Origin of the sequence: Nonomuraea glycinis (genome assembly GCF_014646515.1) — a bacterium.
Classification (GTDB): domain Bacteria; phylum Actinomycetota; class Actinomycetes; order Streptosporangiales; family Streptosporangiaceae; genus Nonomuraea; species Nonomuraea glycinis.
The window spans coordinates 171938-195802 of the sequence record NZ_BMNK01000018.1; the positions used below are offsets into that span (position 1 = coordinate 171938).

The 23865-nt window shown below is 69.8% G+C and carries 22 protein-coding genes; 11 read left to right on the forward strand and 11 right to left on the reverse strand.

Annotation, left to right across the window (positions count from 1 at the left end; translation table 11 throughout):
- Positions 1-83: 83 nt before the first annotated feature.
- The 8 genes from IEY87_RS37260 (at position 84) to IEY87_RS37295 (ending at position 8726) form a co-directional block, all read left to right on the forward strand.
- Complete coding sequence (locus IEY87_RS37260; protein WP_189143539.1) at positions 84-929, forward strand: ABC transporter permease; 846 nt, start codon at positions 84-86, stop codon at positions 927-929.
- The gene (locus IEY87_RS37265; protein WP_189143540.1) at positions 929-1750 is read left to right on the forward strand and encodes an ABC transporter permease; all 822 of its coding nucleotides are present in this window, start codon (positions 929-931) and stop codon (positions 1748-1750) included. Before IEY87_RS37260 ends, IEY87_RS37265 begins: the two co-directional genes overlap by 1 nt.
- Positions 1751-1757: 7 nt before the next feature.
- Positions 1758-2897 carry an ABC transporter ATP-binding protein gene (locus IEY87_RS37270; protein ID WP_225277576.1) on the forward strand — a complete coding sequence of 380 codons (1140 nt, stop codon included), beginning with the start codon at positions 1758-1760 and terminating at the stop codon, positions 2895-2897.
- Between the two features lie 200 nt (positions 2898-3097).
- Entirely contained in the window at positions 3098-4168 is a 1071-nt protein-coding gene (locus tag IEY87_RS37275; RefSeq protein WP_189143541.1) for an extracellular solute-binding protein, read from the forward strand.
- A 63-nt stretch (positions 4169-4231) separates the two neighbouring features.
- Positions 4232-5014, forward strand: a complete 783-nt coding sequence (locus IEY87_RS37280; RefSeq protein WP_189143542.1) for an IclR family transcriptional regulator — start codon at positions 4232-4234, stop codon at positions 5012-5014.
- Positions 5001-5978, forward strand: a complete 978-nt coding sequence (locus IEY87_RS37285) for a cyclase family protein (RefSeq protein ID WP_189143543.1) — start codon at positions 5001-5003, stop codon at positions 5976-5978. The genes IEY87_RS37280 and IEY87_RS37285 overlap by 14 nt, the downstream gene beginning before the upstream one ends.
- A gap of 88 nt (positions 5979-6066) precedes the next feature.
- Positions 6067-7299 (forward strand): iron-containing alcohol dehydrogenase, encoded by a 1233-nt coding sequence (locus tag IEY87_RS37290; protein WP_189143544.1) that lies wholly within the window; start codon positions 6067-6069, stop codon positions 7297-7299.
- Positions 7296-8726 (forward strand): NAD-dependent succinate-semialdehyde dehydrogenase, encoded by a 1431-nt coding sequence (locus IEY87_RS37295; RefSeq protein ID WP_189143545.1) that lies wholly within the window; start codon positions 7296-7298, stop codon positions 8724-8726. The genes IEY87_RS37290 and IEY87_RS37295 overlap by 4 nt, the downstream gene beginning before the upstream one ends.
- 84 nt (positions 8727-8810) lie before the next feature.
- Here the strand turns inward: IEY87_RS37295 and IEY87_RS37300 are convergent, their stop codons facing one another.
- From IEY87_RS37300 to IEY87_RS37320, 5 genes are all read right to left on the reverse strand, one after another.
- Complete coding sequence (locus tag IEY87_RS37300) at positions 8811-10106, reverse strand: patatin-like phospholipase family protein (RefSeq protein WP_189143546.1); 1296 nt, start codon at positions 10104-10106, stop codon at positions 8811-8813.
- Positions 10103-12676: a hypothetical protein gene (locus IEY87_RS37305; RefSeq protein WP_189143547.1), complete on the reverse strand. Its 2574-nt coding sequence runs from the start codon at positions 12674-12676 to the stop codon at positions 10103-10105. Before IEY87_RS37305 ends, IEY87_RS37300 begins: the two co-directional genes overlap by 4 nt.
- 191 nt (positions 12677-12867) lie before the next feature.
- Positions 12868-13425, reverse strand: coding sequence for an SIS domain-containing protein (locus IEY87_RS37310; protein ID WP_189143548.1), 558 nt, complete (start codon positions 13423-13425; stop codon positions 12868-12870).
- 117 nt (positions 13426-13542) lie between these two features.
- Entirely contained in the window at positions 13543-14202 is a 660-nt protein-coding gene (locus IEY87_RS37315) for an endonuclease V (protein WP_189143549.1), read from the reverse strand.
- Between the two features lie 34 nt (positions 14203-14236).
- On the reverse strand, positions 14237-15634 hold the full coding sequence (locus tag IEY87_RS37320) for an amidase (protein ID WP_189143550.1): 1398 nt from the start codon (positions 15632-15634) through the stop codon (positions 14237-14239).
- A 221-nt stretch (positions 15635-15855) separates the two neighbouring features.
- Here IEY87_RS37320 and IEY87_RS37325 point away from each other — a divergent pair, with 221 nt between their 5' ends.
- Genes IEY87_RS37325 through IEY87_RS37335 form a run of 3 tightly spaced genes read left to right on the forward strand, consistent with a single transcriptional unit; the run spans position 15856 to position 18261 of the window.
- Positions 15856-17253, forward strand: coding sequence for an alpha/beta hydrolase (locus IEY87_RS37325; protein WP_225277575.1), 1398 nt, complete (start codon positions 15856-15858; stop codon positions 17251-17253).
- A gap of 56 nt (positions 17254-17309) precedes the next feature.
- Positions 17310-17474: a hypothetical protein gene (locus tag IEY87_RS37330; protein WP_189143551.1), complete on the forward strand. Its 165-nt coding sequence runs from the start codon at positions 17310-17312 to the stop codon at positions 17472-17474.
- 46 nt (positions 17475-17520) lie between these two features.
- The gene (locus tag IEY87_RS37335) at positions 17521-18261 is read left to right on the forward strand and encodes a sulfite exporter TauE/SafE family protein (RefSeq protein WP_225277574.1); all 741 of its coding nucleotides are present in this window, start codon (positions 17521-17523) and stop codon (positions 18259-18261) included.
- A gap of 96 nt (positions 18262-18357) precedes the next feature.
- Here IEY87_RS37335 and IEY87_RS37340 read toward each other — a convergent pair whose 3' ends face one another.
- The 6 genes from IEY87_RS37340 to IEY87_RS37365 all read right to left on the reverse strand — a co-directional run bounded on the left by IEY87_RS37340 (position 18358) and on the right by IEY87_RS37365 (position 23786).
- Positions 18358-19035: a type 1 glutamine amidotransferase gene (locus IEY87_RS37340; RefSeq protein ID WP_189143552.1), complete on the reverse strand. Its 678-nt coding sequence runs from the start codon at positions 19033-19035 to the stop codon at positions 18358-18360.
- Between the two features lie 48 nt (positions 19036-19083).
- The gene (locus tag IEY87_RS37345) at positions 19084-19911 is read right to left on the reverse strand and encodes a bifunctional 5,10-methylenetetrahydrofolate dehydrogenase/5,10-methenyltetrahydrofolate cyclohydrolase (RefSeq protein WP_225277573.1); all 828 of its coding nucleotides are present in this window, start codon (positions 19909-19911) and stop codon (positions 19084-19086) included.
- 147 nt (positions 19912-20058) lie between these two features.
- On the reverse strand, positions 20059-20664 hold the full coding sequence (locus IEY87_RS37350) for a cyclodeaminase/cyclohydrolase family protein (protein WP_189143554.1): 606 nt from the start codon (positions 20662-20664) through the stop codon (positions 20059-20061).
- A 28-nt stretch (positions 20665-20692) separates the two neighbouring features.
- Positions 20693-21454 carry a hypothetical protein gene (locus IEY87_RS37355; RefSeq protein WP_189143555.1) on the reverse strand — a complete coding sequence of 254 codons (762 nt, stop codon included), beginning with the start codon at positions 21452-21454 and terminating at the stop codon, positions 20693-20695.
- Positions 21455-21486: 32 nt separating this feature from the next.
- Entirely contained in the window at positions 21487-22491 is a 1005-nt protein-coding gene (locus IEY87_RS37360) for a LacI family DNA-binding transcriptional regulator (RefSeq protein ID WP_189143556.1), read from the reverse strand.
- Entirely contained in the window at positions 22488-23786 is a 1299-nt protein-coding gene (locus IEY87_RS37365; protein WP_189143557.1) for a rhamnulokinase, read from the reverse strand. The genes IEY87_RS37360 and IEY87_RS37365 overlap by 4 nt, the downstream gene beginning before the upstream one ends.
- Positions 23787-23865: the final 79 nt, after the last annotated feature.

A 23865-nucleotide genomic window follows, 5' to 3' on the forward strand; every position in this document is an offset into this window, starting at 1 on the left:
ACAATACGGACACGGCAATTGTGATATGAACAATGGCTTGCTTTACTGACCGCCTGAGCCGTACGAGCTGGAAGGGGACGAGGATGTCCTCGAACAAGATCAAATGGTCGAGTTGGCCCCTGCTGGTACCGGCGCTGGCCCTGCTGGCGGGAATCCTGCTGGTGCCGCTGGCCGACACCTTCATCCGCAGCGTCTCGGCCCCCGGAACCTATACCAATCTCCTCACCGACGGCGTGACCATGACGGTGCTCTGGCGGACGGTGGTGACCGCCGCCACGGTCACCGTCGCCGCCCTGCTGATCGGGTATCCGTACGCCTACCTGATGACCCGGGTGAGCCCACGGGCGCGCGGCATCCTCCTGGTGATCGTTCTGATCCCCTTCTGGACGTCCGTGATGGCGCGCAACTTCGCGTGGATCATCATCCTCCAGGACGGCGGGCCGGTGCAGAGCCTGTTCGCGTTCTTCGGGGCCGAGGACGTCGTCCTCTACGGCAGCACCGCCGGCGTGACGATCGCGATGACCCAGGTGATGCTCCCGTTCATGGTGCTGCCGCTGTTCAGCACCCTCGGCGGCATCGACCGGCGGCTGCTGCTCGCCGCGCGAGGGCTCGGCTCCTCGCCGACCGCGGCGTTCTGGAAGGTCTTCTGGCCGCTGTCGCGCGGCGGGGTGATGGCCGGCGTGATCCTGGTGTTCACGCTCAGCCTCGGGTTCTACGTGACCCCGGCGCTGCTCGGATCCCCGCAGGAGTCGCTCGTCGCCCAGTTGCTCGCCCAGCGGACCACCCTCCTGCTCGACTTCGCCGCCGCCGGGGCGCTCGGCATGGTCGTGCTGGTCGTCACGCTCGTGCTCGTCGCGTGGGCGAACCGGATGGGTGGCACCGTGTCCGCGATCGGTGTGGTCGCGGCCAGCCCACCGAAGGACCGCTGATGACCACTCCCTCGACCCCCCGCCGGCGGTACACGAAGGTCGACCCGATCCCGTGGTGGCTCAAGGCGTTCGGCGGGCTCGTCGTCGTCTTCTTCATCCTGCCGACGCTGTTCGTCATCCCGATGAGCTTCAGCGACGCGACGACGTTCCAGTTCCCGCCGCAGGGCTTCACCTGGCGGCTGTACGAGAACTTCTTCACCAACCCGATCTGGCTGGACTCCCTGGGCAACTCGTTCCTGGTCGCCACGCTCACCGCGGTGCTGGCCACGACGGTGGGGACCGCGGCCGCCGTGGCGCTGTCCCGGCTCCAGGGCAGGGTGGCCCAGCTCGTCCGCACGTTGCTGATGGTGCCGATCGTCGCCCCGGCGATCGTCGTCGCGGTCGCGGTGTACATCGCCTTCCTCGGCTGGCAGCTCACCGGCACCGTGCTCGGATACGTGCTCGCGCACACCGCGATCGCCGTGCCGTACGTGCTCATCTCCGTCACCGGCGCGCTCGGCGGCTTCGACCCGAAACTGCTGAGAGCCGCCGCGTCGCTCGGCTCCTCGCCGGCCCGCGCGTTCGTCCGGGTGACGATGCCGCTGATCAGCCGCGGCATCCTGACAGGCGCGATCTTCGCGTTCATCGTCTCGTTCGACGAGGTCGTCCTCGCGCTGTTCCTGCGATCCCCGCTGTTCCAGACCATGCCCGTGCAGATGTACAACAGCGTCACCGTCGAGATCGATCCGACGATCTCGGCGGCGTCGAGCCTGATGGTCGTGGCCGTGACCATCATCTTCCTCCTGCCCCAGCTGCTCCGCGGCAGGGTCCGCCGCCGATAGGAAAGCCATGACGATGACACCTGACACGACGGCGAAAGCCACCGGACCGTCGACCGGGACCCCGAGCGGCACCGAGATCCGCCTGGACCGCGTCACGAAGGACTACGGGCTGGCGGCTCCCGCTGTCGACGACATCTCGCTGACGATCGAGCCCGGTGAGTTCATGACGCTGCTCGGGCCGAGCGGCTCGGGCAAGACGACCACCCTGAACCTCATCGCCGGGTTCGAGACGCTCACCGCCGGCTCGATCGCGCTCAACGGGACCGACGTGAGCGACGTGCCGCCGCACCGGCGCAACCTCGGCATGCTGTTCCAGAACTACGCGCTGTTCCCGCACCTGACGGTCGCGCAGAACGTCGCGTACCCGCTGCGCGAGCGCAAGGTCGGCAAGCGGGAGATCGCCAGGAAGGTCGCGGAGGTGCTCGAGCTGGTGCAGCTCACCGGGCGCGACGACAACCACCCCTCGCAGCTCTCCGGCGGGCAGCAGCAGCGGGTCGCGCTGGCCCGCGCGATCGTCTTCGAGCCCGAGGCGCTCCTGCTGGACGAACCGCTCGGCGCGCTCGACCGCAATCTGCGCTCAGCCCTGCAGACGGAGATCCGGCGGATCCATCGCGAGGTCGGGTCCACGTTCGTCTTCGTGACGCACGACCAGGAGGAGGCCATGAACCTCTCCGATCGCATCGCGCTGTTCAACAACGGGCGCATCGAACAGGTCGGCACGCCGCAGCAGCTGTACGCCGAGCCCGAGACCCTGTTCACGGCGAAGTTCCTGGGCGATTCCAACGTGTTCGAGCTCGGGGAGGCCGCCCTCGACGCGAACGTGGCGTGGGACGGCGAGAGCTGGGTCATCGATCCCGCCACCGTCGCCGCCCATCCCGGCGTGCGCGCGAGCAGCGCGGTCGTGGTGCGGCCGGAGGACGTCGAGGTGGCGGGCGGCCGCGACGACGTGCCCGCCGGCGCCAACGCCGTACGGGCGACCGTGCGCGACGTCGAGTACATGGGCTCGTACCGCACGCTGCTGCTGGCCATGGGCGAACGCGGGCTGCCCGGCCGTACCCGTGTCAGCCCGCTCCAGGGGGAGTACGCCATCGGCGACGACCTCGTGGCCTGGTGGCGGCCGCAGGCGCAGCGGATCGTCGCGGCCTGACCGAGGTCGATCGGGCCACTCGCCCTATGTTCATATTGTGAACTTACCGCCGCTTTCCGCGCACAAATAAGAACAATGCTGGGTGAAGCCCCTGTACGTGGCCGTTTGTGTCAGCTAATGTTCACATATCGGGGATATGCAGTCGCATGGTGAACAAAATGGCTGACCGACTCGGCAGCATCCCATGAGAGGTAAGACAGATGGCTCGATCAAGAACAGTCCTGGCGGGCGCCGGACTCACCGCGGCGGCGCTGCTGCTCGCCGCCTGCGGAGCCGGTGGCGACGCGGGCTCGGACGCGGCCGGCGGGGCGGTACGGCTCACCTACGTCTCCTACGGCGGCTCCGGCCAGGACGCGCAGATCAAGGCGTTCCAGGAGCCCTACGCCGCCGCGCACCCCGACGTGACCTTCGTCAACTCGTCGCCGGCCGACATCGCCCAGGTGAAGGCGCAGGTGACCTCTGGCGTCGTCCAGTGGGACGTCGTCTCGGTGGCGCCCGCCGCGGCGACGCAGCACTGCGGCACCCTGTTCGAGAAGCTCAGCTTCCCCGACCTGAAGGCCGATGACTTCGTCGCCAAGGCGATCGGCGAGTGCTACGTCGGCAACTTCGGCAACGCGAGTCCCTTCGCCTACAACGCCGACAAGTACCCGGACCCGGCGAAGGCGCCCCAGACGATCGAGGACTTCTTCGACACGGCGAAGTTCCCGGGCAAGCGGGGCGTCATCACCAACCTGCAGAACGGCATCCTGGAGTACCCGCTCCTCGCCGACGGCGTCGCGCCCGACAAGCTCTACCCGCTCGACGTCGACCGCGCCCTGAAGAAGTGGGACACCGTCCGCAAGGACACCATCTTCGCGCCGAACGTGGGCGCGCTGCAGCAGGCGGCCAGCTCCGGCCAGGTTGACATGTTCCTCCTGTCCGACTCGCGCCTGATCGCGCTGCTGAACGAGAAGAAGAACATCAAGATCGTATGGGACACGACCGTGGTGTCGGTCAACGCGCTCGCCGTGCCGCTCGGCACGAAGAACAAGGAGACCGCACAGGACTTCCTGCAGTCACTGGTGCAGCCCGAGCCGGTCGCCAAGATCACCGAGATGCTCGGGACCGTGCCGGTCAACCTCAAGGCCAAGCCGAACCTGACCGACAACGGCAAGCTCGTGGAGGCCTACGGGCCGGTGAACACCGGGGAGACCGTGGTCCAGGACGTCGACTGGTACGCCCAGAACTGGGACGCGGTCACGACTAAGCTCACCAACTGGCTAGTGGGTTGAAAATTGGCTCACAGGCTTGCGTTGTCCACCCACCAAGTTCTCCATGTGAACTAGAGTTCAGTCATGGCGAACATTGAAGTGAGCGGCGACGGTTCCGGCTCCGATATCCAGGCGGTCCAGCGGGTCGGTCAGATCTGCTCACTCTTCGGTCCTCGCACGACCGAACTGACGGCAGCCGATGTGGCCGACCGGCTGGGACTGAACCGGACGACGGCGTACCGGTACTGCGCCTCGCTCGTCACGGCGGGCATCCTCGAGCGCGGGCACCGCCGCGGCACCTTCGTCCTGGGCGGCCTGATGGTCCAGCTGGGGATACACGCCCTGGGACGGCGGCGCGTCGTCGAGATCGCGCCGCCGTACCTGGCGGAGCTGACCACCGCCGTCCGCATGACGACGGTGCTCGGCGTCTGGGGCGCACGCGGACCCGTCGTGGCGCTCGTCAACGAGGACGTCAGCCGCACCCTCGTCGTCACGGTCCACGCCGGCACGCAACTCGACCTGAACTCGTCGCAGCTGCGCGTCTTCCTGGCCTGCAAGGACGAGCAGGCGTTCAAACTGGCCACGGAGGGCGTCTCGGACGCCAGGCGGGCCGAGCTGGAGGCGGGGGTCTACATGGCCCGGCGCAACGGCTACAGCATCACGAGTCACCCTGACGGCCTCTTCGCCGCAGCCGCGCCCGTCTACGACGAGCACGGAATCTGCGCCACCATCGGGCTGCTCGGAGCCGACCAGATGGCCGACCTGTCGCCCGGGTCGCCGGCCCTCACCAAGCTTCTCGACATCGCCACCACCCTCAGTGACGAACTGGGCGGTGCCCAAGAGAGGAAACGCGTTGCCGACCTATGACGAGTTGGCCAAGGCCGAAATCGCCGGTTCGAGCTGGGAGGTCTTCGGACCCGGCGATCAACTGGGGACCGTCAACCTCCTGACCCCCGAGCGCGTGGCGGCGGCGGCCCGCCTGATCCGCACCGGCCACCGGTTCAACCTCGACTACGCGATCAACGCCTTCGAGCCGTACCCGACCGGGACCAGGCACCGGACCGAGCACCACGTCTTCGCCAACAACGAGTTCCATCGCGACGACTGGCTCGACTCGTTCTACCTGCAGTCCACCTCACAACTCGACTCGCTGCGCCACATCGGGCATCCGCAGCACGGCTTCTACGGCGGGCTCGCGGCCGACGCCAACAACGAGGACTCGACGGTGCTCGGCATCCACAACTGGGCCGAGTCGGGGATCGCCGGCCGTGGCGTTCTGCTCGACATCCCGCGCTTCTTCGCCCTTGAGGGCCGGCCGTACGACTGCGAGCAGACGATCGCGCTCGACGACGTGACGCTCGACGCCGTCGCGCGCTCGCAGGGCGTCACCTGGCAGGGCGGCGACATGCTGCTGCTGCGCACCGGCTGGGCGGAGAACTACGTCGCGAAGTCGGTCGAGGAACGCGTCGAGTTCAACAAGCGCAACAAGTCCCCGGGGCTGGCCCAGCGGGAGTCGATCCTGCGCTGGCTCTGGGATCACGAGATCGCGCTCGTCGCGGGCGACAACCCGGCGGTCGAAGCCGACCCCGTGATCGAGTCCGACTTCCGGGACGCCGGCGACCGCCCCCCGGAGCGCGGCGTGGACCACAGCGGGATGCTGCACCGGCCCCTCATCGCGCTCCTCGGCATGGCGATGGGCGAGCTCTGGAAGCTCGACGACCTCGCCGCCGACTGCGCCGCCGACGGGATCTACGAGTTCTTCCTGACGTGCAAGCCGCTGAACCTCGTCGGCGGGGTGGGCTCGCCGCCGAACGCGCTCGCGTTCAAGTAGCGGACCTTCAGGGAGAAGACCTTCAGGAAGAAGTAGACGACGTACGCCGCAGTCGTCGGGACATCGCCATCACCAGGGCAGGAGAACCATGAAGTACGTCACGGCCGGGACACTCCGGCTCCCGGCGCGCATCCACTTCGGCTACGGGGCACGCGCGCAACTGAGCGAGGTGCTGCGTCCCAGCGGCCGCCGTGTGCTGGCGATCGTCGATCCGTTCCTGATCGAGACTCCGATCTTCCGGGAGACGATCACGAAGCTCGAGACCGACGGCTTCGACGTCGCCGTGCACAGTGACATCAGCCCGGAACTCCCCACCGCGTCGCTGGACGCCGCGGCGGCGTTCGCGCGGGAGTACGCGCCCGACGTCATCCTCGCCATCGGCGGCGGCAGCGCGCTGGACGCCGCGAAGCTGGTCGGCCTGCTCGCCACCCACGGCGGGCCGCTGAGCCGCTACTACGGGGAGAACCAGGTCCCGGGCCCTTCGCTGCCCCTGGTCGCCGTCCCCACCACCGCCGGAACCGGGTCGGAGGTGACCCCGGTCGCCGTGGTGTCCGACCCGGAGCACGAGATGAAGGTGGGGATCTCCAGCCCGTACCTGATCCCCACGGCCGCGATCGTCGATCCCGAGTTCACCCTCGGCGCTCCCCGGAGCGTGAGCGCGTACGCGGGCATCGACGCCCTCGTGCACGCGGTCGAGTCGTACACCGCGGCTCAGCTCGAACCGTCCTGGGACACCGCCCTTCCCGTCTTCACCGGCCGGAACGCGTTCACCGAGAGCATGGCGCTGCGCGCGGCGGAGCATCTCGGCGCCTCGCTGGCGGCGGCGGTCGGCGATCCCGGCGATCGCCGGGCGAGAGAGGAGGTCGCCTACGGCAGCCTGCTCGCCGGCGTCGCGTTCGGCGCCACCGGCACGCACCTCTCGCATGCCCTGCAGTACCCGATCGGCGCGGCCACCAAGACGCCGCACGGGCTCGGCACCGGCCTGCTGCTCCCGTACGTGCTGCAGGCCTGTCTCGGCGACGCCGGGGTCGTCGAGCGGATCGCCGCGGTCGGCGGCGCCCTCGGATCCACGGCGGCCACCGCGGACGGCAGGGCCCGGGACGCCATCTCCTCGATCGCGGCGCTCAACCGCGTGATCGGCGTGCCGGCGTCCCTTCAGGAGATCGGGATCACCCGGCCGCAACTCCCGCGCCTGGCCGAGCTGGCCTCGCGCTCCACGCGACTGGTCGCGATCGCGCCGATCCCGGCGCCACCCGCCCTCCTGCTCGACATCCTCGAACACGCCTACACCGGACATCTCACCGGACGGAGCGACTCATGACCTACCTCGCGGACCTCTTCATCGACGGCGAGTGGCGCCCCGGCGGCGGCGAGCGCTTCGACGTGATCGACCCCGCCGACCTGACCGTGATCGCCCGGTTCGCCGCCGCCACCGAGGACGACTGCATGGCCGCCGTCGACGCGGCCGCGAACGCGCAGCAGAGCTGGGCGGCCACCGCGCCGAGGGAGCGGAGCGAGTTGCTCCGCTCCGCCTACGACGTGCTCACCGCCGAGGTCGAGCAGTTCGCCGAGATCATCGTGCGCGAGAACGGGAAGTCCTGGTCCGACGCGATCGGGGAGGCGAACTACGCCAAGGAGTTCTTCCGCTGGTTCGCCGAGGAGGCCGTGCGCATCCCCGGCGACTACCGTCTCTCACCGGCCGGGGACAAGCGCATCGTCGTCGACCGGCAGCCGATCGGCGTCTCCCTGCTGATCACCCCGTGGAACTTCCCCGCCGCCATGGCCACCAGGAAGCTCGCTCCCGCGCTGGCCGCCGGCTGCACGACCATTCTCAAACCGGCCAGGGAGACCCCGCTGACGGCGGCGTACATCGTCGAGGTACTGCGGCGCGTCGGCGTCCCCAGCGGCGTCGTGAACCTGGTGACGCCGGTGCCGACGGGCCCCCTCGTGGCCAAAATGATCAACAGGCCGGAGGTCCGGAAGCTCTCCTTCACCGGCTCCACCGAGGTCGGCCGCGACCTGCTGCACGCCTGCGCCGACAGCGTGGTCAGCGCCTCGATGGAGCTCGGCGGCAACGCGCCGCTCATCGTGCTCCCCGGCGCCGACATGGACGTCACCGTCGAGGGGACGCTGCTGGCGAAGATGCGCAACGGCGGCGCGGCCTGCACCGCCGCCAACCGCATCTACGTGCACAGCTCGCGGCACGACGAGTTCGTCGAGCGGATGACCGCCGAACTGGCCGCCCTGTCCGTCGGCCCCGGCCTCGACCGCTCCCAGCAGGTCGGCGCGCTCGTCTCGACCACCGAACGCGACAAGGTCGCCGCACTCGTGGACACCGCCGTCGCCGAGGGCGCGACCCTCGTCCACGGCGGCACCTCCTCCGACAAGGGCGCCTTCTACGACGTCACCCTGCTGACAGATGTACGGCACGGGTCGAGCATCACCTCGACCGAGATCTTCGGCCCGGTCGTGACCGTCGTGGCCTACGACGACGTCGACGAGGCGGTACGGATGGCGAACGACACCATCTACGGCCTGATGGCGTACGTGTTCGGCGAGGAACGCGAGGCCATGGCCGTCGCCCGGCGGCTGGAGGCGGGCATGGTCGCGGTCAACCGGGGCGTGGTGAGCGACCCGGCGGCGCCGTTCGGCGGGGTGAAGCAGAGCGGGCTCGGCCGGGAGGGCGGCTCGGAGGGCATCCTCGAGTTCCTGGAGGAAAAGTACATCGCCCTGACCGCCCACCCGTAGGCAGGCTGAGGACGACGACGGTTCGAGTGCACGGGTACGCACTGTCGGCCAGCGCATTCGATAGAGCGACCACGCCAAGTCTGATCAGCCTGCGTGGGACTTGGCGCGGTCGAAGTAGGCGGAGACGGTCTTACGTGAGCGGGCGTTGATGTCCTTGACCAGGGCTGGGTCCGGTGTGAAGTCAAGGAGGGAGAGGCCCTCGGTGTCGAGAGCGATGGTGCGGTTGCGGTAAGCGCTCGTCACCTGGGACTCGCCGGTGCCGTAGAGCGCATACTGGCCCATGGCACCAAGAAAGCCGCCCAGGTTGTTGATCTCCAAGGTGGTGGGCGTGTCCAGACGCAGAGCGAGAGTTTGAGGCATGGGCATCTGTCCAGGGTCCGAGGGCTGGGGGCGGGGCTCCTCGTCGAACTCACGGAAGGGCAGGTTGTTCCAGACCCCTCCATCCACGTAGACACCGGGGGCGGGCCACGCTCCGGGGCGTTCCGGCTCAGTGAGGACGTACGGCTTGTAGATGTAGGGCAGGCTCATCGAGATTCGGATGGCGTCGGCTACAGGGAATTCTGAGGTGTGCTTCGCGGAGAAGATCTGGGTGAGCCCGGTCGACAGGTTGGCGCCGGTGACCAGAAGGTCCTTGCCCAGTTGCGTGCGAAGCTCGCCGAACGTCACGAACGAGCGGGCGATGCCGGAACGGTTCCTGAACTTGTTACCGATGAGCTGGTCGAACGTGTCCCGCGCGGCTTGACCGTGGAAGAGGCCCATGTCCCGGCCGAGGTAACCGATGTATTCGGGCCAGGAACTGAGGAGCAGCGGGACCGGCGGTTCGTCCTTGTGCGACTCCATCTCTTTCAGCAGGTCGTTGAGATTGCTTCGTGCCCAAGCCAGGCCGCCCACATACAGAGCCGCCCCAACGGGACCGCACATGCCGTAGGCCAGCACCGCTCCCAAGGGCATGCCGATCCGCGTTCCGAGGGGGACCTGCTTCAGCTGCGCGATCAGCTTCGTCTCGTCGGGTTCGTCTTTGACCTTCGTGTAGTGGGCGCCCACCTTGGGCACGAGCCGGTAGACGGGTGAGTCGAAGAAATCCGTGAACGACGCGGCCCGCACGCCGCGGATCTTGTTGGGCGCCCGCATGAACATCTCTATTTCCTCGACGGTGTAGCCGAGGGTCAGGAGCAGTGCGGTGATGGCGCCCGCTGAGGAGCCGCCGAATCCGACCGGCATGACATCCCGGTCGTACAGCTCGGCCAGCGCGCCAAGGTAGGCGAAGCCCTTGCCGCCGCCGCCCTCGAACACCAGGTAGGAGATCTCCTCGGGGAGGAGTTCCCGGTCCGGGGCTGGGCGCAGGGCCGGGACGCGGCCTGTCGGGCGCGGGCTGTTCACATATCCTCGTGCGCGCAGATCGGGTCGGCGGGTTCGGCCAGCCGCCGGTTGTCGTTCTCCTTGGGCAGGGCCGGATCAGGGTCGAGCCAGACCAGCGTGGTAGGCAACCGCTTCTCCCACGACTCGCCCGCCTCCGCCTGGTCGGGTGCGCCGGTCAGTTCCTGGATCTCCTTGGCGACCGAGATGTAGAGCTCCTCGTCGGGCGCGGGCGCGCTTCCGCCGCCCCAGAGCCTGCCGCAGTAGAGGAAGACGTTCACCGCGTCCTCGAAACCCGGCCGGGCCGGGACGACGACGCGGGCCGACCCGCTGCGGAGGAAGCGGATGAACTCGGGGTCGGTGCCGGTCAGCGGCTGCAGTTTCGCCCACCGTTGCCGACCGGCCCAGAAGTAGGGGTAACAGACGTAAGTCAGGTTGCTCCACTCGAAGGCCTGCTCCAGGAACTGGATGAAGGGGGCCTCCGCGATGGCTGTCGCGAATTCGGGCCGGGGCCGTTGGTCGTCCGTGCCCTCGATCAGCGCATCGACCCCATCGAACCGCCCGGCCAGCAGCAGTTCGATGACCTGCCGCTTGAGTTCCTCCCGAACCAGTTCGGCCGCCCGCAGCGGCGGGATCTGTTCCGACCACAGTGAGCGGGCGCCCATCTCAGCCGAGGCCATGCGCTGAAAGTCTCGGTCGAGTGCCTCGTAGGCTGCGGCGAGCTTGTCGAAGATGTTGTTGCGCCACCGATCGACCGTTGCGGGAAGCGGCCTGCACACCACGTTCACCGAAACGATCGATTTGAAGGTACCCGCCATGATCACTGCGAGTTTCGCCTTGCTGGTGCAGGGTGTTTTGAGGGCGACCAGATCACTGGTCATCATCACCAGCCCCTGGTCCTGGAAGTCCCCCTTGTTATAGATCGTGGTCTTGTCACCCGTGACCCAGCCATCCCACAACGGGATATCGGTGCCGGCGAACGACACCTGTCCCCACACGAAGTGATACCCGGAGGCCTCCCCGAGCGCGGAGTTGCCGTCTTTTCCCGGATAGTCGGAGAACGTGCCCAGGGCGCGGGTCGCGCCTGAAGCGGCCCGCATCGCGATGGCCTGGTAGCCCTCAGGGATCACCACGTCCTCGCTCTTGACGATCTTGGGCGGTGCCTTGCTCTTCTCACCCGTCGAATCGCCTGGGGCCTTGTCCGGGGCCACCAACTCCAACGCCACTGCGACGGCCTGCTCATCGGGTGGTTCAGTCAGCCCGGACACGCGATAGCGGGCGCCGAGCGCGCGATAGTTGTCAGGGGTGATCATCGCGGCGCTGAGCGGCGCGCCATTCTCGGTGCCGTCGACGGTGAACGGTACGGGCGCGAGCCCGTGCTCCTTCGGGGCCTGCTCGGAGTTCAGCCAGTGCAGGTAGGCGGCCGGCTCGGGGATTTGGAACTCCAGCAGGTAACGGTGGGGGTAGCGGAACAGCTGATACCGCTGGATCTTGTCGACCCAGCGATACACGCCGGTGACGGAGTCGGTCTTGTTCTCGGCGTTGTCGAGGCGATGGGTGTTCGTCTCTTCGACCCTGGCCAGCGTCCGGGTCACCTGCTGGCGCCGAACCCGCTGCTCGACGCGCTGCAGGGAGCGTTCCACGACCTCCTTGGAGATCGCCAGCGCCTGTCGGCTCGATTCGTTCAGCGAGTAGTCAAGGCTTCCTCCGAGATGGGTGTCGACCTTGGTCGGCCCATACTGCCCGGATGTGGTCACCTGTCCCTCGACGGAGACCGCAAGCTCGGTCTCGCGGGAGGTCTCCGACTGGAGCTCGAACCGGTCGGTGTTCTGGAGTTCGTGCTCGTTGAGCGTAGTTGTCTCGGTCTCGTCGGTGACTGTGACCTCTGTCTCGTCGGTCCGCCGGTAGACGCGTTCCCGGAACTCCCCGCGCAGCGCGTTCTCCACATGAGTGATCTCGCCGGGAACGTAGCAGCTCCACTCGTCGCGCACCACCCACAGGTCGGCGAAGCCGGGCCGCCGCGCCAGCGCCCGGCCCGGCCGAACCTTGGTGAAGGGGAACAGGCCCGGCGGCAGCAGGATTGTCCGCCGGGTCAGCAGCAGCTGCACGGCAGCAGCGTCCCTGGGCTCCTTCAGCGCGCACCTCTCGACCAATCCGGCGACCAGCAGGAGCCGGGTGAGACGGACGTAGTCCTGCGCCTCGCTGGCCGGGTCGAGCAGAGCCGCGACGAGGCTGTCGCCGAGCGCCGCACGAGCCCTGCTCCAGCCGGGCTTGCCGACCAGGTGCTGGGCCACCGTCTTCCGGTCGCCGGGCAGGTCCAGCTCCTTCGTGACCTTGCCGAGGTATGTGATCAGTTGGTCCGGCTCTGGTTGGTTGCGCAGGCTGGTCAGCCAGCGGTCCAGATCGAGGATGATCCGTATGAACGGATCCTCCGACGGGCCGAACGGATCGACGTAACCGCTGGCCTGATCGTCGGCCGCGGTCCACGGAATGGCGCGGAACTCTGCGGCCCTGGCGGAATGCTCGTCCTGGTGATCGCGCCCTTTCAGCTCCTGGAAGAACGATGAGCCGCCATCGTCAGAGACAAGTCTCATCACATCGCCTGGGGAGGTGGTGCGCTGAGGTGCCCTCATGGTATGGAAACGCAGTACTTCCGCCATGTGGGTCAGTGGATAACACGGTTAGAAGCTTGACAAGAGCCTGGCCCATTGCGGCGACCTTAGGAGCTGACTGGAATGGTCTCCGCTGCGCTCCCCAGCCGGCCATGGCCCTATGGGCGGCTCGCTCACTCCATATTGGTGTGCCTGGCACGCATCGCCTCGCGCGTGGCGCCGGTCAGCGTCCTGAGCTTCAGCACCATCACCTCGAACAGCACGAACAGCGCGCCTTCGTAGATCGAACCCATGGGCAGGACCGAGGTCTGCCTTCCGCCCTGATCGCTGGCCATGGTCTGCGCCGGGATCATGAGGGCGAAGTCGGCGAGTTCTGCCGCGCTGCTCTCAGGTTCAGCCGTCAACAGAAGGTTGGCCGCGCCCGCAGCCTTCGCCGTTCGCATCAGCGCCAGCACCGTGGAGGATTCGCCGGGACCGGAGGTGACAAGGAAAACGTCGCCGCGCCCCAGGGCCGGCATGGTCATGTCGCCGACCACCGCGACGGGCAGGCCGAGATGGAAGAGGCGCATCGCAAAGCCCTTGATCTGCAACGCCTCCCGACCGCAGCCATGGACACCGATCGTTCTTGCTTCGGCGATCATCCGGCAGGCTGCGTCGATCGTTCTTTCGTCCATCTTCGCGAGCACAGCGCCGAGTTCGTCGAGTGCGGCGCGAAAGAGGTTGTCGCTCATAACAGCTCCGTCATCAAGCCCTTGGTCTGGCGATAGAGATCCTGCAATTCCCGATGCTCCGAAGAGTGCCTCCGCAGCTTTCTTCCGCGCAAGGCCGTCAAGGCCGGCGCACTCCAGTCAAGTGCTCTGGCGGGCGAGGTGGTCGGCGGCGCGGATGGGGTCGGGGAGGCGGAAGCGGGGGGCCAGGCGGAGGACCTGGGCCGTGGCCGTGTCCAGGGTGATGCGGTGGCCTTGGGAGACGTACACGGGCTTGATGGCCTTTTGGGTGCGTACTGTGCGGCCGACCGTGGTGTCGTCAAGGATGATCGGGGTCCATGATCCGCGTTCGCGGTCGGGGGTGGTGTGCGTGCCGACGAAGGGGGTCTTGGCGACGCCGAGTGACGGCAGGCCGGTCAGGACGCCCAGGTGGCAGGCCAGGCCGAACCTGCGGGGATGCGCGAGGCCGTAGCCGTCGCAGACCAGCAGGTCGGGCGTGACCGTGAGGCGTTCGAGCGCCTCCACCAGGGCGGGCAGCTCGCGGAAGGCGAACAGGCCCGGCACGTACGGGAACGCCGCCTTGCCGTGCACCACCACCTGATCCACCACGGCCAGGGTCCCGGAGTCGAGCACCACCACGGCGGCGGAGAGCGCGTCGTCGCCGTGGTAGTGCACGTCCAGGCCCGCCACCGTGGTGAAGTCGGTGGGGCCGGTCAACTCGACGTGAAGGCGGAGTCGCTCCTGGACGGACTCGGCCTCCGAAACACTGGTCGGCCAGGGGTGAAGCTGGTTCACATGCACCGGCCTAACCTATGGGACGACCTGTTGCCAGGAGCTAACGCGGGTCGATCGGGGTCAGCGATCGGCTCCGCGCCTCGATCGCCTCGGCGGCGTCCAGGCACAGGTCCTCCCGGAAGCGCGGGCCGATGATCTGCACACCCTGGGGCAGGCCGGCCGCCTCGCCGGTCGGTACGGCCACCGCCGGCAGGCCCAGCAGGTTGACGGTCACGGCCATGCGCATGGCCGCCGGCCACCCGGCAAGCCATGCGGCGTCGAAGTCGGCGCCGACGGTGAACGCCGGGCCGGTGCTGATCGGCGCGAGCACGAGCGGGGTCTCACTCATCCACGCGGTCCAGGCCCGCGCGATCTGGGCGCGTTCCAGCATCGGGTCAAAGGCCGGCCGGCCGCCGGCATGGGCCCAATGCGGCTGGTAATCAGCCCAGAAGCGTACGAATCCGTCAGAAGCCAGAGACTCGACCGGAGGCTGCTTCTCGTGCGCCCGGCCGTAGGCGGACATGATCTGCGTGTAGATCTCTCCGGCCCTGGTCAGCGCCGGAGGTGCGCCCTCCTCGACGACATAGCCCGCCTCACCGAGCAGTTCCGCCGCTCGGCGCAGGGCGGCCGCGACGCCGGGGTCCAGGTCCGGCCCGTCCGGGTCAGTGGCGAGACGTACCCGGACGGGCGGTTCGGCCGGAGGGCCTTCGAGCGGCACCGGCGCGTACCAGGGGTCGCCGCCGGAGCGTCCGCACATGTGCGCGAAGGCCAGGCGCAGATCGCTCACCCGGCGCGCGATGGGTCCATGCACGCCCAGCAATTGGAACGCGAACGGCGTCGGCTGATCCCCACTTGTCTGGGAGACCCGGCCCAGCGACGGCTTCAACGCGGTGACGCCGCAGCACTGGGCCGGCCAGCGCAGCGAACCGGCCCCGTCGTTGCCCAGCCCCAGCGGCGCCATACCGGTGGCCACGGCCACGGCGTCACCCCCGCTGGAGCCGCCGGGCGTGTGGCCGGCCGACCAGGGGTTGCGGGTAGGGCCGCGCAGGTCGTTGTCGGTGTGCCAGCGCATGCCGAACTCCGGCATGTTCGTCCGCCCGATCGGGATGGCGCCGGCCGCGCGCAATTCGGCGACGTGCGGTGCGTCCGTCGCGGCGACGGCGTCGCGTAGCGCCACGATCCCCAGCGTCGTCGCCGAGCCCGCGACGTCGATGTTCTCCTTGACCGTCACGGGAACGCCGAGAAGCGGACCGGCCGTCACGCCAGAGCGCACGGCTTCGTCGGCCGCGTCCGCCGCCTGGAGCGCCGTCTCCTCCAGAACGACCGTGATCGCGTTCACCTCTGGATTGACCTGGGCGATCCGCCGGAGATGCGCCTCGACCACCTCGCGGCTCGACACCTCGCGCTCCCGGATCAGTCTTGCTAGCTCCGAGGCTGACATCTTCCAGAGTTCCGGCATTTTCCTCCCCAGTGGTGGTGTGCCGAGGAATCTAGGGCCCGCTGCCGGGAGATTGCAGTCTTGTCTTTCCCGCGTGCGTCAGCCGACCCGGTCCGGGGCCTCGCGGGGTGGCGCGGGCGCGGCGTTCTGAGGCTGGGCGCGTTACTTTCTTGTTACTGCTGGCCGCTTATAGGTCCTATTACAAGGGCCATAAAGGGAAATGCTGGGTAGTGTCAGGACCCATGAGTGATGTCCTGGTGCTGGTCGGCCCTGGGCTGGCCGCAGACGAGGCACTGCTCGGCGAGATCGCCGAGCGCGAATTCGCCGCTCTGGGTGTGCGGGGTGTGATCACGCATGTACGTGACGCGGCGGACGTCCGAGCCCGTACGCGCGCGCGACGTGGCACGAGCCCCGAGCCGGATCCGGTGGCAGCGCTCGCCGGCCCGCCGGGCCACGGGAGCGGGCCGGCGCTGCCCGGTACGTCCGATCAGGAGAGCGAACCCGCGCGCACCGGTACGGCGGGCGAGGGGCTGCACGTAAGTGCGCCCGCAGCGGAGGGCGGCGGGCTGGAGCGGCGCGGTGCTCGGGCCCGCGCCACGGTGATCATTCCGGGGCCCGAGGAGGACATCCGGCGGCTGATGGGGGAGTCGCTCGGCCTGGTCGTCTGGCTCGACATCTGGCGGGCCGACGGCATCGTGGTGGGGGAGGGGGCCGCCCACGTGCACGGTCGCGGGCTCGGCGGCCTGGCCTGGGCCATCCGGCATGCCGTACACCGGCTGCGCCACCCGTACCAGCGCATCTCCTACGGCCCGCACCACGAGCAGCGAGCGGATCTGTACCTCCCGGCGGAGCCTCGCGAGGTTCCTGGGGAGGGAGCCGGTGCGGCGGTGGCGCCGCTGCCGGTGGGTGCGGTGCGGGTGCCGGTCGTGGTGTTGGTGCACGGGGGCTACTGGCGGTCCGTCTGGGCGGCCGACCTGATGGACGCCCTCTGTGCCGATCTCGTGGAACGTGGCTTCGCTGTGTGGAACCTTGAGTACCGGCGGCCTGACCTGCACGGCTGGGAGGCGGCCACGGCCGATGTGGCCGCCGGTCTGGACGCGCTGGCTTCGGCGGGAGCGCCGTTGGACCTGGGCCGGGTCGCGGTGGTGGGGCACTCGGCCGGTGGACAGCTCGCGTTGCGGGCGGCGGCGGACGGGGCCCGCGTGGTGCTGGCCGTGTCGCTGGCGGGGGTGCTGGATCTGGTCGAGGGTGACCGGCGCTGGCTCAGCGCGGGAGCGGTGGCCGCTGCGCTCGGGACGGCGGCGGCGCACATGCCGGACATCGCGGGTGGCGCGCCCCGTGCCGCGACGCTCCCCGGCCGGGGGTGGTGGGCGGGAGACGGGCATGAGGCGGCCAGAAGTGTGTACGACGCGGCCAGTCCGATGCTCAGGCTGCCGCTGGGGGTGCGCCAGCTGATCGTGCAGGGCTCGGGGGACGATCTGGACCTGCTCGACTTCGGGCGGAGATATGCGAAGGCAGCCCACGACGCTGGCGACAACGTGAAATATCTGGAAATGGTGGGGGATCATTTCGCCGTCATCACCCCGGACACACCCATCTGGCGCGCCACCGCCCAGAGCATCACCGACGCCCTGCGGTAGGCCGCGGACCCTGGACAACAGCACGGTTCCGCTGGTCCCGTGCCGTCCCGGAGGGTGTGAAGTCGTACCGGACAGTGCGCGACGCCTCCGGTCGCCGGCATGTGGCCTTCGTGCACGTGGTGGACTCGTTCCCGATCACGGTGACCGGCAAGATCCACAAGGTGGAGATGCGGGCGCGGGCGCTCGGGCTGCGTGCCGTCGCGGAGCTCCGGAACGCCTGAGACACCCGGTGGGCTGGACAAAACGGACAACGCCTAGCATGTCTCCGTGATCGTTGGTGAGGTGTTCGGCCTGCTCGGCGTCGGGGTGGCCGCCGGGGTGGTCAGCACCGTGGTGAGCCTCGCCTCCATCGTGTCCTACCCGGCGCTGCTGGCGTTCGGACTGCCGCCGCTCACCGCGAACGTCACCAACACCGTCGCGCTGCTCTTCACTGGCCTCGGCGCCGCCTTCGGTTCCCGGCCGGAGCTCAAGGGGCAGGCGCCCCGCGTGTTCCGGCTGGGCTGGCTGACCGCCCTGGGCGGCGCGACCGGCGCCGGTCTGCTCCTGGTGACGCCGTCGGAGACGTTCGAGCAGATCGCCCCCTGGCTGATCGGCGGGGCCTCGCTGCTGCTGGTGCGCCCGCCGCGAGGTGAACCGCACGGCGACCGCGGGCTGCTGATGCGGCTCGCGCTGTTCGCGGTGGCCGTCTACGTCGGCTACTTCGGGGCGGCGGGCGGCATCCTGATGCTGGCCGTGCTCTCCTCCATGCTGGGCGGTGGCCCCGCCAAGATCAACGCGCTGAAGAACGTGCTGTCCGGGATGGCGAACGCGGTGGCGGCGATCGGGTTCGCGGTGTTCGGCCCGGTCGACTGGGGGGCCGCCATGCCCCTGGCCGCCGGCTTCCTGCTGGGCGGCTGGTTCGGCCCGAAGATCGCCAGACGGCTGCCCGGCCAGAGCCTGCGCTACCTCGCCGCGGCCTGCGGCCTGGCGGTCGCGATCAAACTGGGGTACGACGCGTACACGGCCTGAGAACTCGGGTACGGGCGCGCACGGCCTGAAAACTCGGGTACGGCGCGTGCGTGCCCGAAGGCTTGGCGACGAGGACGGAGGTCTGAGCGGTGGTCCTCAGACGAGTTTGGCGAAGCGCAGGGCCACCTCGCGCCAGATCGGTGTCGAGACCGGCTCGTCAGCGGCCGCCGTCGCGTACACCTCGTCGGGATCGAACCCGTCCGCCCGCCACTCGCGGATCCGCTCCGGCACCACCTCAGGGTGGAACTGCACCCCCCACGCCTGCTCACCCACCCGGAACGCCTGGTACGGGCAGCGCTCGGTCTCGGCCAGCCAGACGGCTCCCGGCGGCAGCGCGGTGATGGCGTCGACGTGGTGCTCGATGGCGGGCACCACCTCGGGCAGGTCGCGGAACAGCAGGTCGGAGCCCGCCTCCGGCCTGATCGTGACCGGGAGGCTACCGTTCTCCGGCGCGCCCGCGTCCCCGGTCACCTCGCCGCCGGCCACCTCCGCGATCATCTGCCCGCCCAGGCAGATCCCGAACAGCGGCACCCCGCCCTCCAGCGCCTGCCCCACCAGCCTCCTGGTGGGCGCCAGCCACGGGGCCCGGTCGTCCTCACTGGGCAGGTAACCACCGCCCAGCATGATCATGGCATCGTGCTCCAGCCGCTCCGGCACGGGAGCGCCGTCATAGGCGTGCACCACGTCCAGCCGCAGCCCGGCCTCCTCCAGCCAGCCCCCGAACCGGCCGGGTCCGCCGCTCCGGCTGTTCTGCACAATCAGAACGTCACGCATCGTTGGCCTCCGCCGAAGAGTCATCAGGTCAGGTCGAAGCAGGGCGGGTCAGGGGAGGTTGGCGGCGCGGGCGGTGTGGCGCAGGAGCAGGGCGGTGGTCACCGGGCCGACGCCGCCGGGCACCGGAGTGAGTGCACCCGCCACGCCCGCGACCGCGTCGAAGTCCACGTCACCGGCCAGGCCGCCGTCGCCGGTCGGGTTGGTGCCCACGTCGATGACGACCGCGCCGGGCGCCACGTGCTCGGCGCCGATCAGCCCGGTCCGGCCGACGGCCACCACCAGCACCTCGGCGGCGGAGGTGACGGCGGCCAGGTCACGGGTGCGCGAGTGGCTGACTGTGACCGTGGCGTGCCGGTCGAGCAGCAGGTGGGCCAGCGGCTTGCCGACCACCGTCGAGCGGCCCACCACCACGGCCCGCCTGCCCGCCAACTCCACGCCGTAGTGGTCGAGCAGGGCCATCACCGCCGCCGCCGTGGCCGGCACGAACGCGGGCAGGCCCGCCGCGAGACGGCCGAGCGAGAGCGGGTTGGCGCCGTCGATGTCCTTACGCGGGTCGATGGCGGCGGCCATCTCCTGCGCCGAGATCCCGGCGGGCAGCGGGGTCTGCAGCATCACGCCGTGTACGCCGGCGTCGGCGCCGAGCCGGGCCAGCGTCTCCCGGATCTGCTCGGCGCGCGCGCCGGGCCCCAGGTCGACGAGGTCGGCGGCGATGCCCAGGCCGGCCGCCGCCTTGGCGATGGACCGGACGTACCACAGGCTCGCCTCGTCGTCGGTGGCCACCACGACGGCCAGCCGTGGCTGCGGCCCGGCGGCCACCTCCGCGGCGGTCTGCGTCTTGATGGCCGCGGCCAGCTCCTTGCCCGTCAGCTTCCTCACACACCCGTCCTCTCGCCCACTACCAGCCCGCCCGTCCATACTTGCAGCCCCTCGCCCGCTCACGCGCCACCGGCTCGGCTCCAGCCGTGCTCTGCTCTCCGCGCTCGGGCGGCACTCGCCCGGACCCGGTCAGCGTCCCGTCTCTTCCTATGCTTTCAGGCCCTCGCGCACCTGGGCGGTCACCCGGTCGGCGCGGGCCATGGTCTCGTCGGCGTTCGCGAGCCGGGCGCGCAGGCCGTCGCGGGTCCGGTCGTCGCGGATGCCGCCCAGGTTCACCTCGACGTTGACCCTGGCCGTGGCGATGGCGGCGCGGGCGGCCTCGGCGGCGGCCGCGATGTCGGTGCGGAGGTTGGGGTTGCCGATCGGCAGCAGGGTCTCGCAGAGGCCGACCAGGCGCGCGGCCATCTCGGCCACCTCGGCGGGCGGCTCGGCGGCGCCCACCAGAGCCGCCGCGATGGCCAGCGAGCGCTCCTCGCCCTTGGGCAGCCGGTAGGCGTCGGTGACCGCGGTGAACGCCGCCGCGTCCCGCTCCGCCAGCTCCAGCGCCCGCGCCCGGTCCTCGTCGGTCTCGGTGATCACTCGGGTGACGGTCCCGGCGTGCTCGGCGTACTTCTCGCCGGTGGTGTAGCGGGCCACCATGCCGAGCAGCGCGGCCGCCTGCGCCGCGTGCAGCGCGGCGGTGGCGCCGCCGCCCGGCGCGGGCACCCGGTCGGCCAGCGTGGACAGGAAGTCGACGATCGTTGTGTCGCGCATGGCGGCATTCTGCCAGCCCGCGCACCGCTCACTCGCGGTGCATCGGCCGCGTGGCGTCCGGCCGCGGCACGTCCGAGGAGTACGGATCCCGCGCGTACGGGTCCGCGCCACCAGGGCGGTCGGGCGACCCGGAAGGGCGAGAACCGTACTGGTCCGGCGACCCGGAGGGACCCTGCGACCCGGGGGGACCCTGCGGCCCGGAAGGCCCGGAAGGCCCGTACGGGCCGGAAGACCGGGAGGAACCCTGCGGACCGGAAGACCCGGAGGGACCGTACGGGCCGGGAGGGTAAGAGGGCGCCTGCTGGGCGTGAGAGGAGCGGTGCTGGGCGGGAGGGTAGGAGGGCCCGTAGGGGCCGGTGGAGGGGTCGAAGGCGAGCCGCGCCCCGCGCCAGCGGGACGGGAACGCGGAGGCCGCCAGGAGCAGGACGCCGATGATCAGCAGGATTCCCTGATAGGACAGGTTCTGGTAGCCGATGTTGAGCATGCCCGGCAGGAACCCCCGCGGCAGGATCCGTATGCGCAGTGTCAGCTCCAACAGCGGCAGGCTGCCCAGCAGGGTGAACAGCAGCCCGCCGAGGAGCGAGGCCACCGGCGACAGCCGCGATCCCGCCAGGAAGGCCAGCCCGATCGCCGACACCATCAGCAGGCCGAACCCGACCCAGGAGAAGCCGAACAGGCGCTGCATGGTGACGGTGAGCTCGGTCGTGCCGTATATCAGGGCAAGGCCGATCAGCGGTGGCAGGAGCAGTCCGGCGACGAGTCCGAGAGCATGGCGCACGCCGTTTGTCATGATCCACCCCGTTTATCCGGTAGTGCCCCAAGCTACCTCGTGGACTCCCGCACCACGAGATCAGGCTGGAACATGATCTGCTGGTGCGCGTGCGTGTCCGGGTTGTCGCACTCGTCGAGCAGCAGCTCGGTGGCCACCCGCCCGAGCTGGTACGTCGGCTGCCTGATCGAGCTCAGCGACACCGTCGTGGCCGAGGCGAAGTCGATGTCGTCGTAGCCGATCAGCGACACGTCGTCGGGCACCCGCACGCCCCCCTGCAGCAGCCCGCGCAGCATGCCCACGGCGAGCAGGTCGTTGGCGCAGAACAGCGCGTCCGGCAGGCGGTCCTGGGCGAGCAGCTTCTCGGCGGCCTGCTGGCCGGCCGCGGCGGTCATCGCCGGCATGGACACCTCCCGCAGCTCCTGCGGGTCGCGCCCGGCGGCAGCCAGCGCCCGCTCGGCGCCCCGCCGCCGGTCCTGGCACTGCCGGAGCGAGGAGGGCCCGGTGATGTAGGCGATGCTGTCGAACCCACCCGCCAGCAGGTGGTCGACGGCCATCGTGCCGCCGGTCACGTCGTTGACCGCCACCGCGCACTGGTCGGCCCGCTCGGCCGGATGGTCGACCAGCACCACTGCGATGCCCCGCCCGCGCAGCATGTCGAGCCGGGTCTGGTCCTCGTCCGACGGCGTGATCAGCACCCCGCGTACTCGCTGCTCGGCGAAGACCAGCAGGTTGCGCTCCTCCTTGACGCGGCTGCCGGAGGAGTTGCCGAGGATGACCGCGTAGCCGCGCTCGCTGGCCAGGTCCTCCACCCCGGCGGCGACGTCGGTGAAGAACGGGTTGCCGATGTCCATCACCGACAGGCCGACCGTGCGGCTGTGCCCGGCGCGCAGCGTGGAGGCCGAGCCGTGCCGGACGAAGCCGAGCTCCCTGATGACCGTCTCCACCCGGTCGCGGGTGCTGCCGGCGACCTTCTCGGGCCGGTTGAGCACGTTGGACACCGTGCCGGGCGAGACCCCGGCCCTGGCCGCCACATCCTTGATGCTCACCATGCTCATGCGTGCCCCCGTGGCTCGTAGGTGCGCACGCCCGCGCTGCGCCGTACCAGATCCCGCATCTCGGCCAGGTCGCCCACCAGGCCGCGCGCCCTGGCCTGCACCAGCGCGTTGCCCAGCGCGGCCGCCTCCACGGGACCGGCGACCACCGGCAGTCCGGTGGCGTCGGCCGTGAGCCGGCACAGCAGCGTGTTGAGGGAGCCGCCGCCCACCAGATGCACGACCTCGACCGGGCGGCCACTGAGTCGCACGGCGTCGGCGACGGCCCGCTGGTAGGCGAGGGCGAGGCTCTGCAGGATGCATCGTACGACCTGCGCGCGGCCCTGCGGAGCGCGCTGCCCGGTGCGGGCGCAGTAGGCCGCGATGCGGGCGGGCATGTCGCCGGGCGGCAGGAAGGACGGGTCGTCGGGGTCGATGACCGTGTCCGTCCCGGCGGTCTCCGCCTCCGCCAGCAGCGGCTCCAGATCCGGCTCCCCCCAGGCGCGCAGGCACTCCTGCAGGATCCACAGGCCCATGACGTTGCGCAGGTAGCGGGTGGTGCCGTCGATGCCGGCCTCGTTGGTGAAGTTGGCCAGGCGGCTCTCCTCGGTGAGCACCGGGGCGGGCAGTTCGACGCCCACCAGCGACCAGGTGCCGCAGGAGATGTAGGCGAAGCGGCCGGTCTCGGCGGGCACCGCGACCACGGCGGAGGCGGTGTCGTGGGAGGCGACCTTGGTGACGGCCGTGGTGTAGCCGATCTCCTCCGCCACGTCCGCCCGCAGCGGGGTGCTTTCCGACGATATTTCGGGGAAAAGCCGGTGGGGGAGGTTGAGCTTGTCGAAGAGGTCCCAGGCCCACTCCCGCCGCGTCACGTCGTACAGGCCGGTGGTGGAGACGTTCGTCCGCTCGGCCCCGATCGCCCCCGTGAGCCAGTAGCCCAGGAGATCGGGGATCAGCAGCATCGTCTCCGCCTGGTCCAGCCGCTCGGTGAGCAACTGGTTGACGGTGTTGAACTGCAGGAACTGCAGCCCGGTCACCTCGTAGGGGTCCACCCGCGCGGTGAAGCGGTTCGTCCGGGCGTCGCGGTAGTGCACCGGGTTGCCGATCAACCTGCCCGCCGCGTCGAGCAGCCCGTAGTCGATCGCCCAGGAGTCGATGCCGACCGACTCGGCCGGCCCCGCCGCGCGCAGCCCGTCCAGCACCCCGCGGTAGAGGGCCAGGATGTCCCAGTGCAGCGTCCCCGCCACCCGCACCGGCCGGTTCGGGAAACGGTGCACCTGGGTGAGCTCGATCCGGCCGCCCGTCACGGCGGCACTCATCACCCGCCCGTTGGAGGCCCCTAGATCAACAGCTGTGAATCGCACGACACTGATTAAAACGTAACAATCACAGATGCGC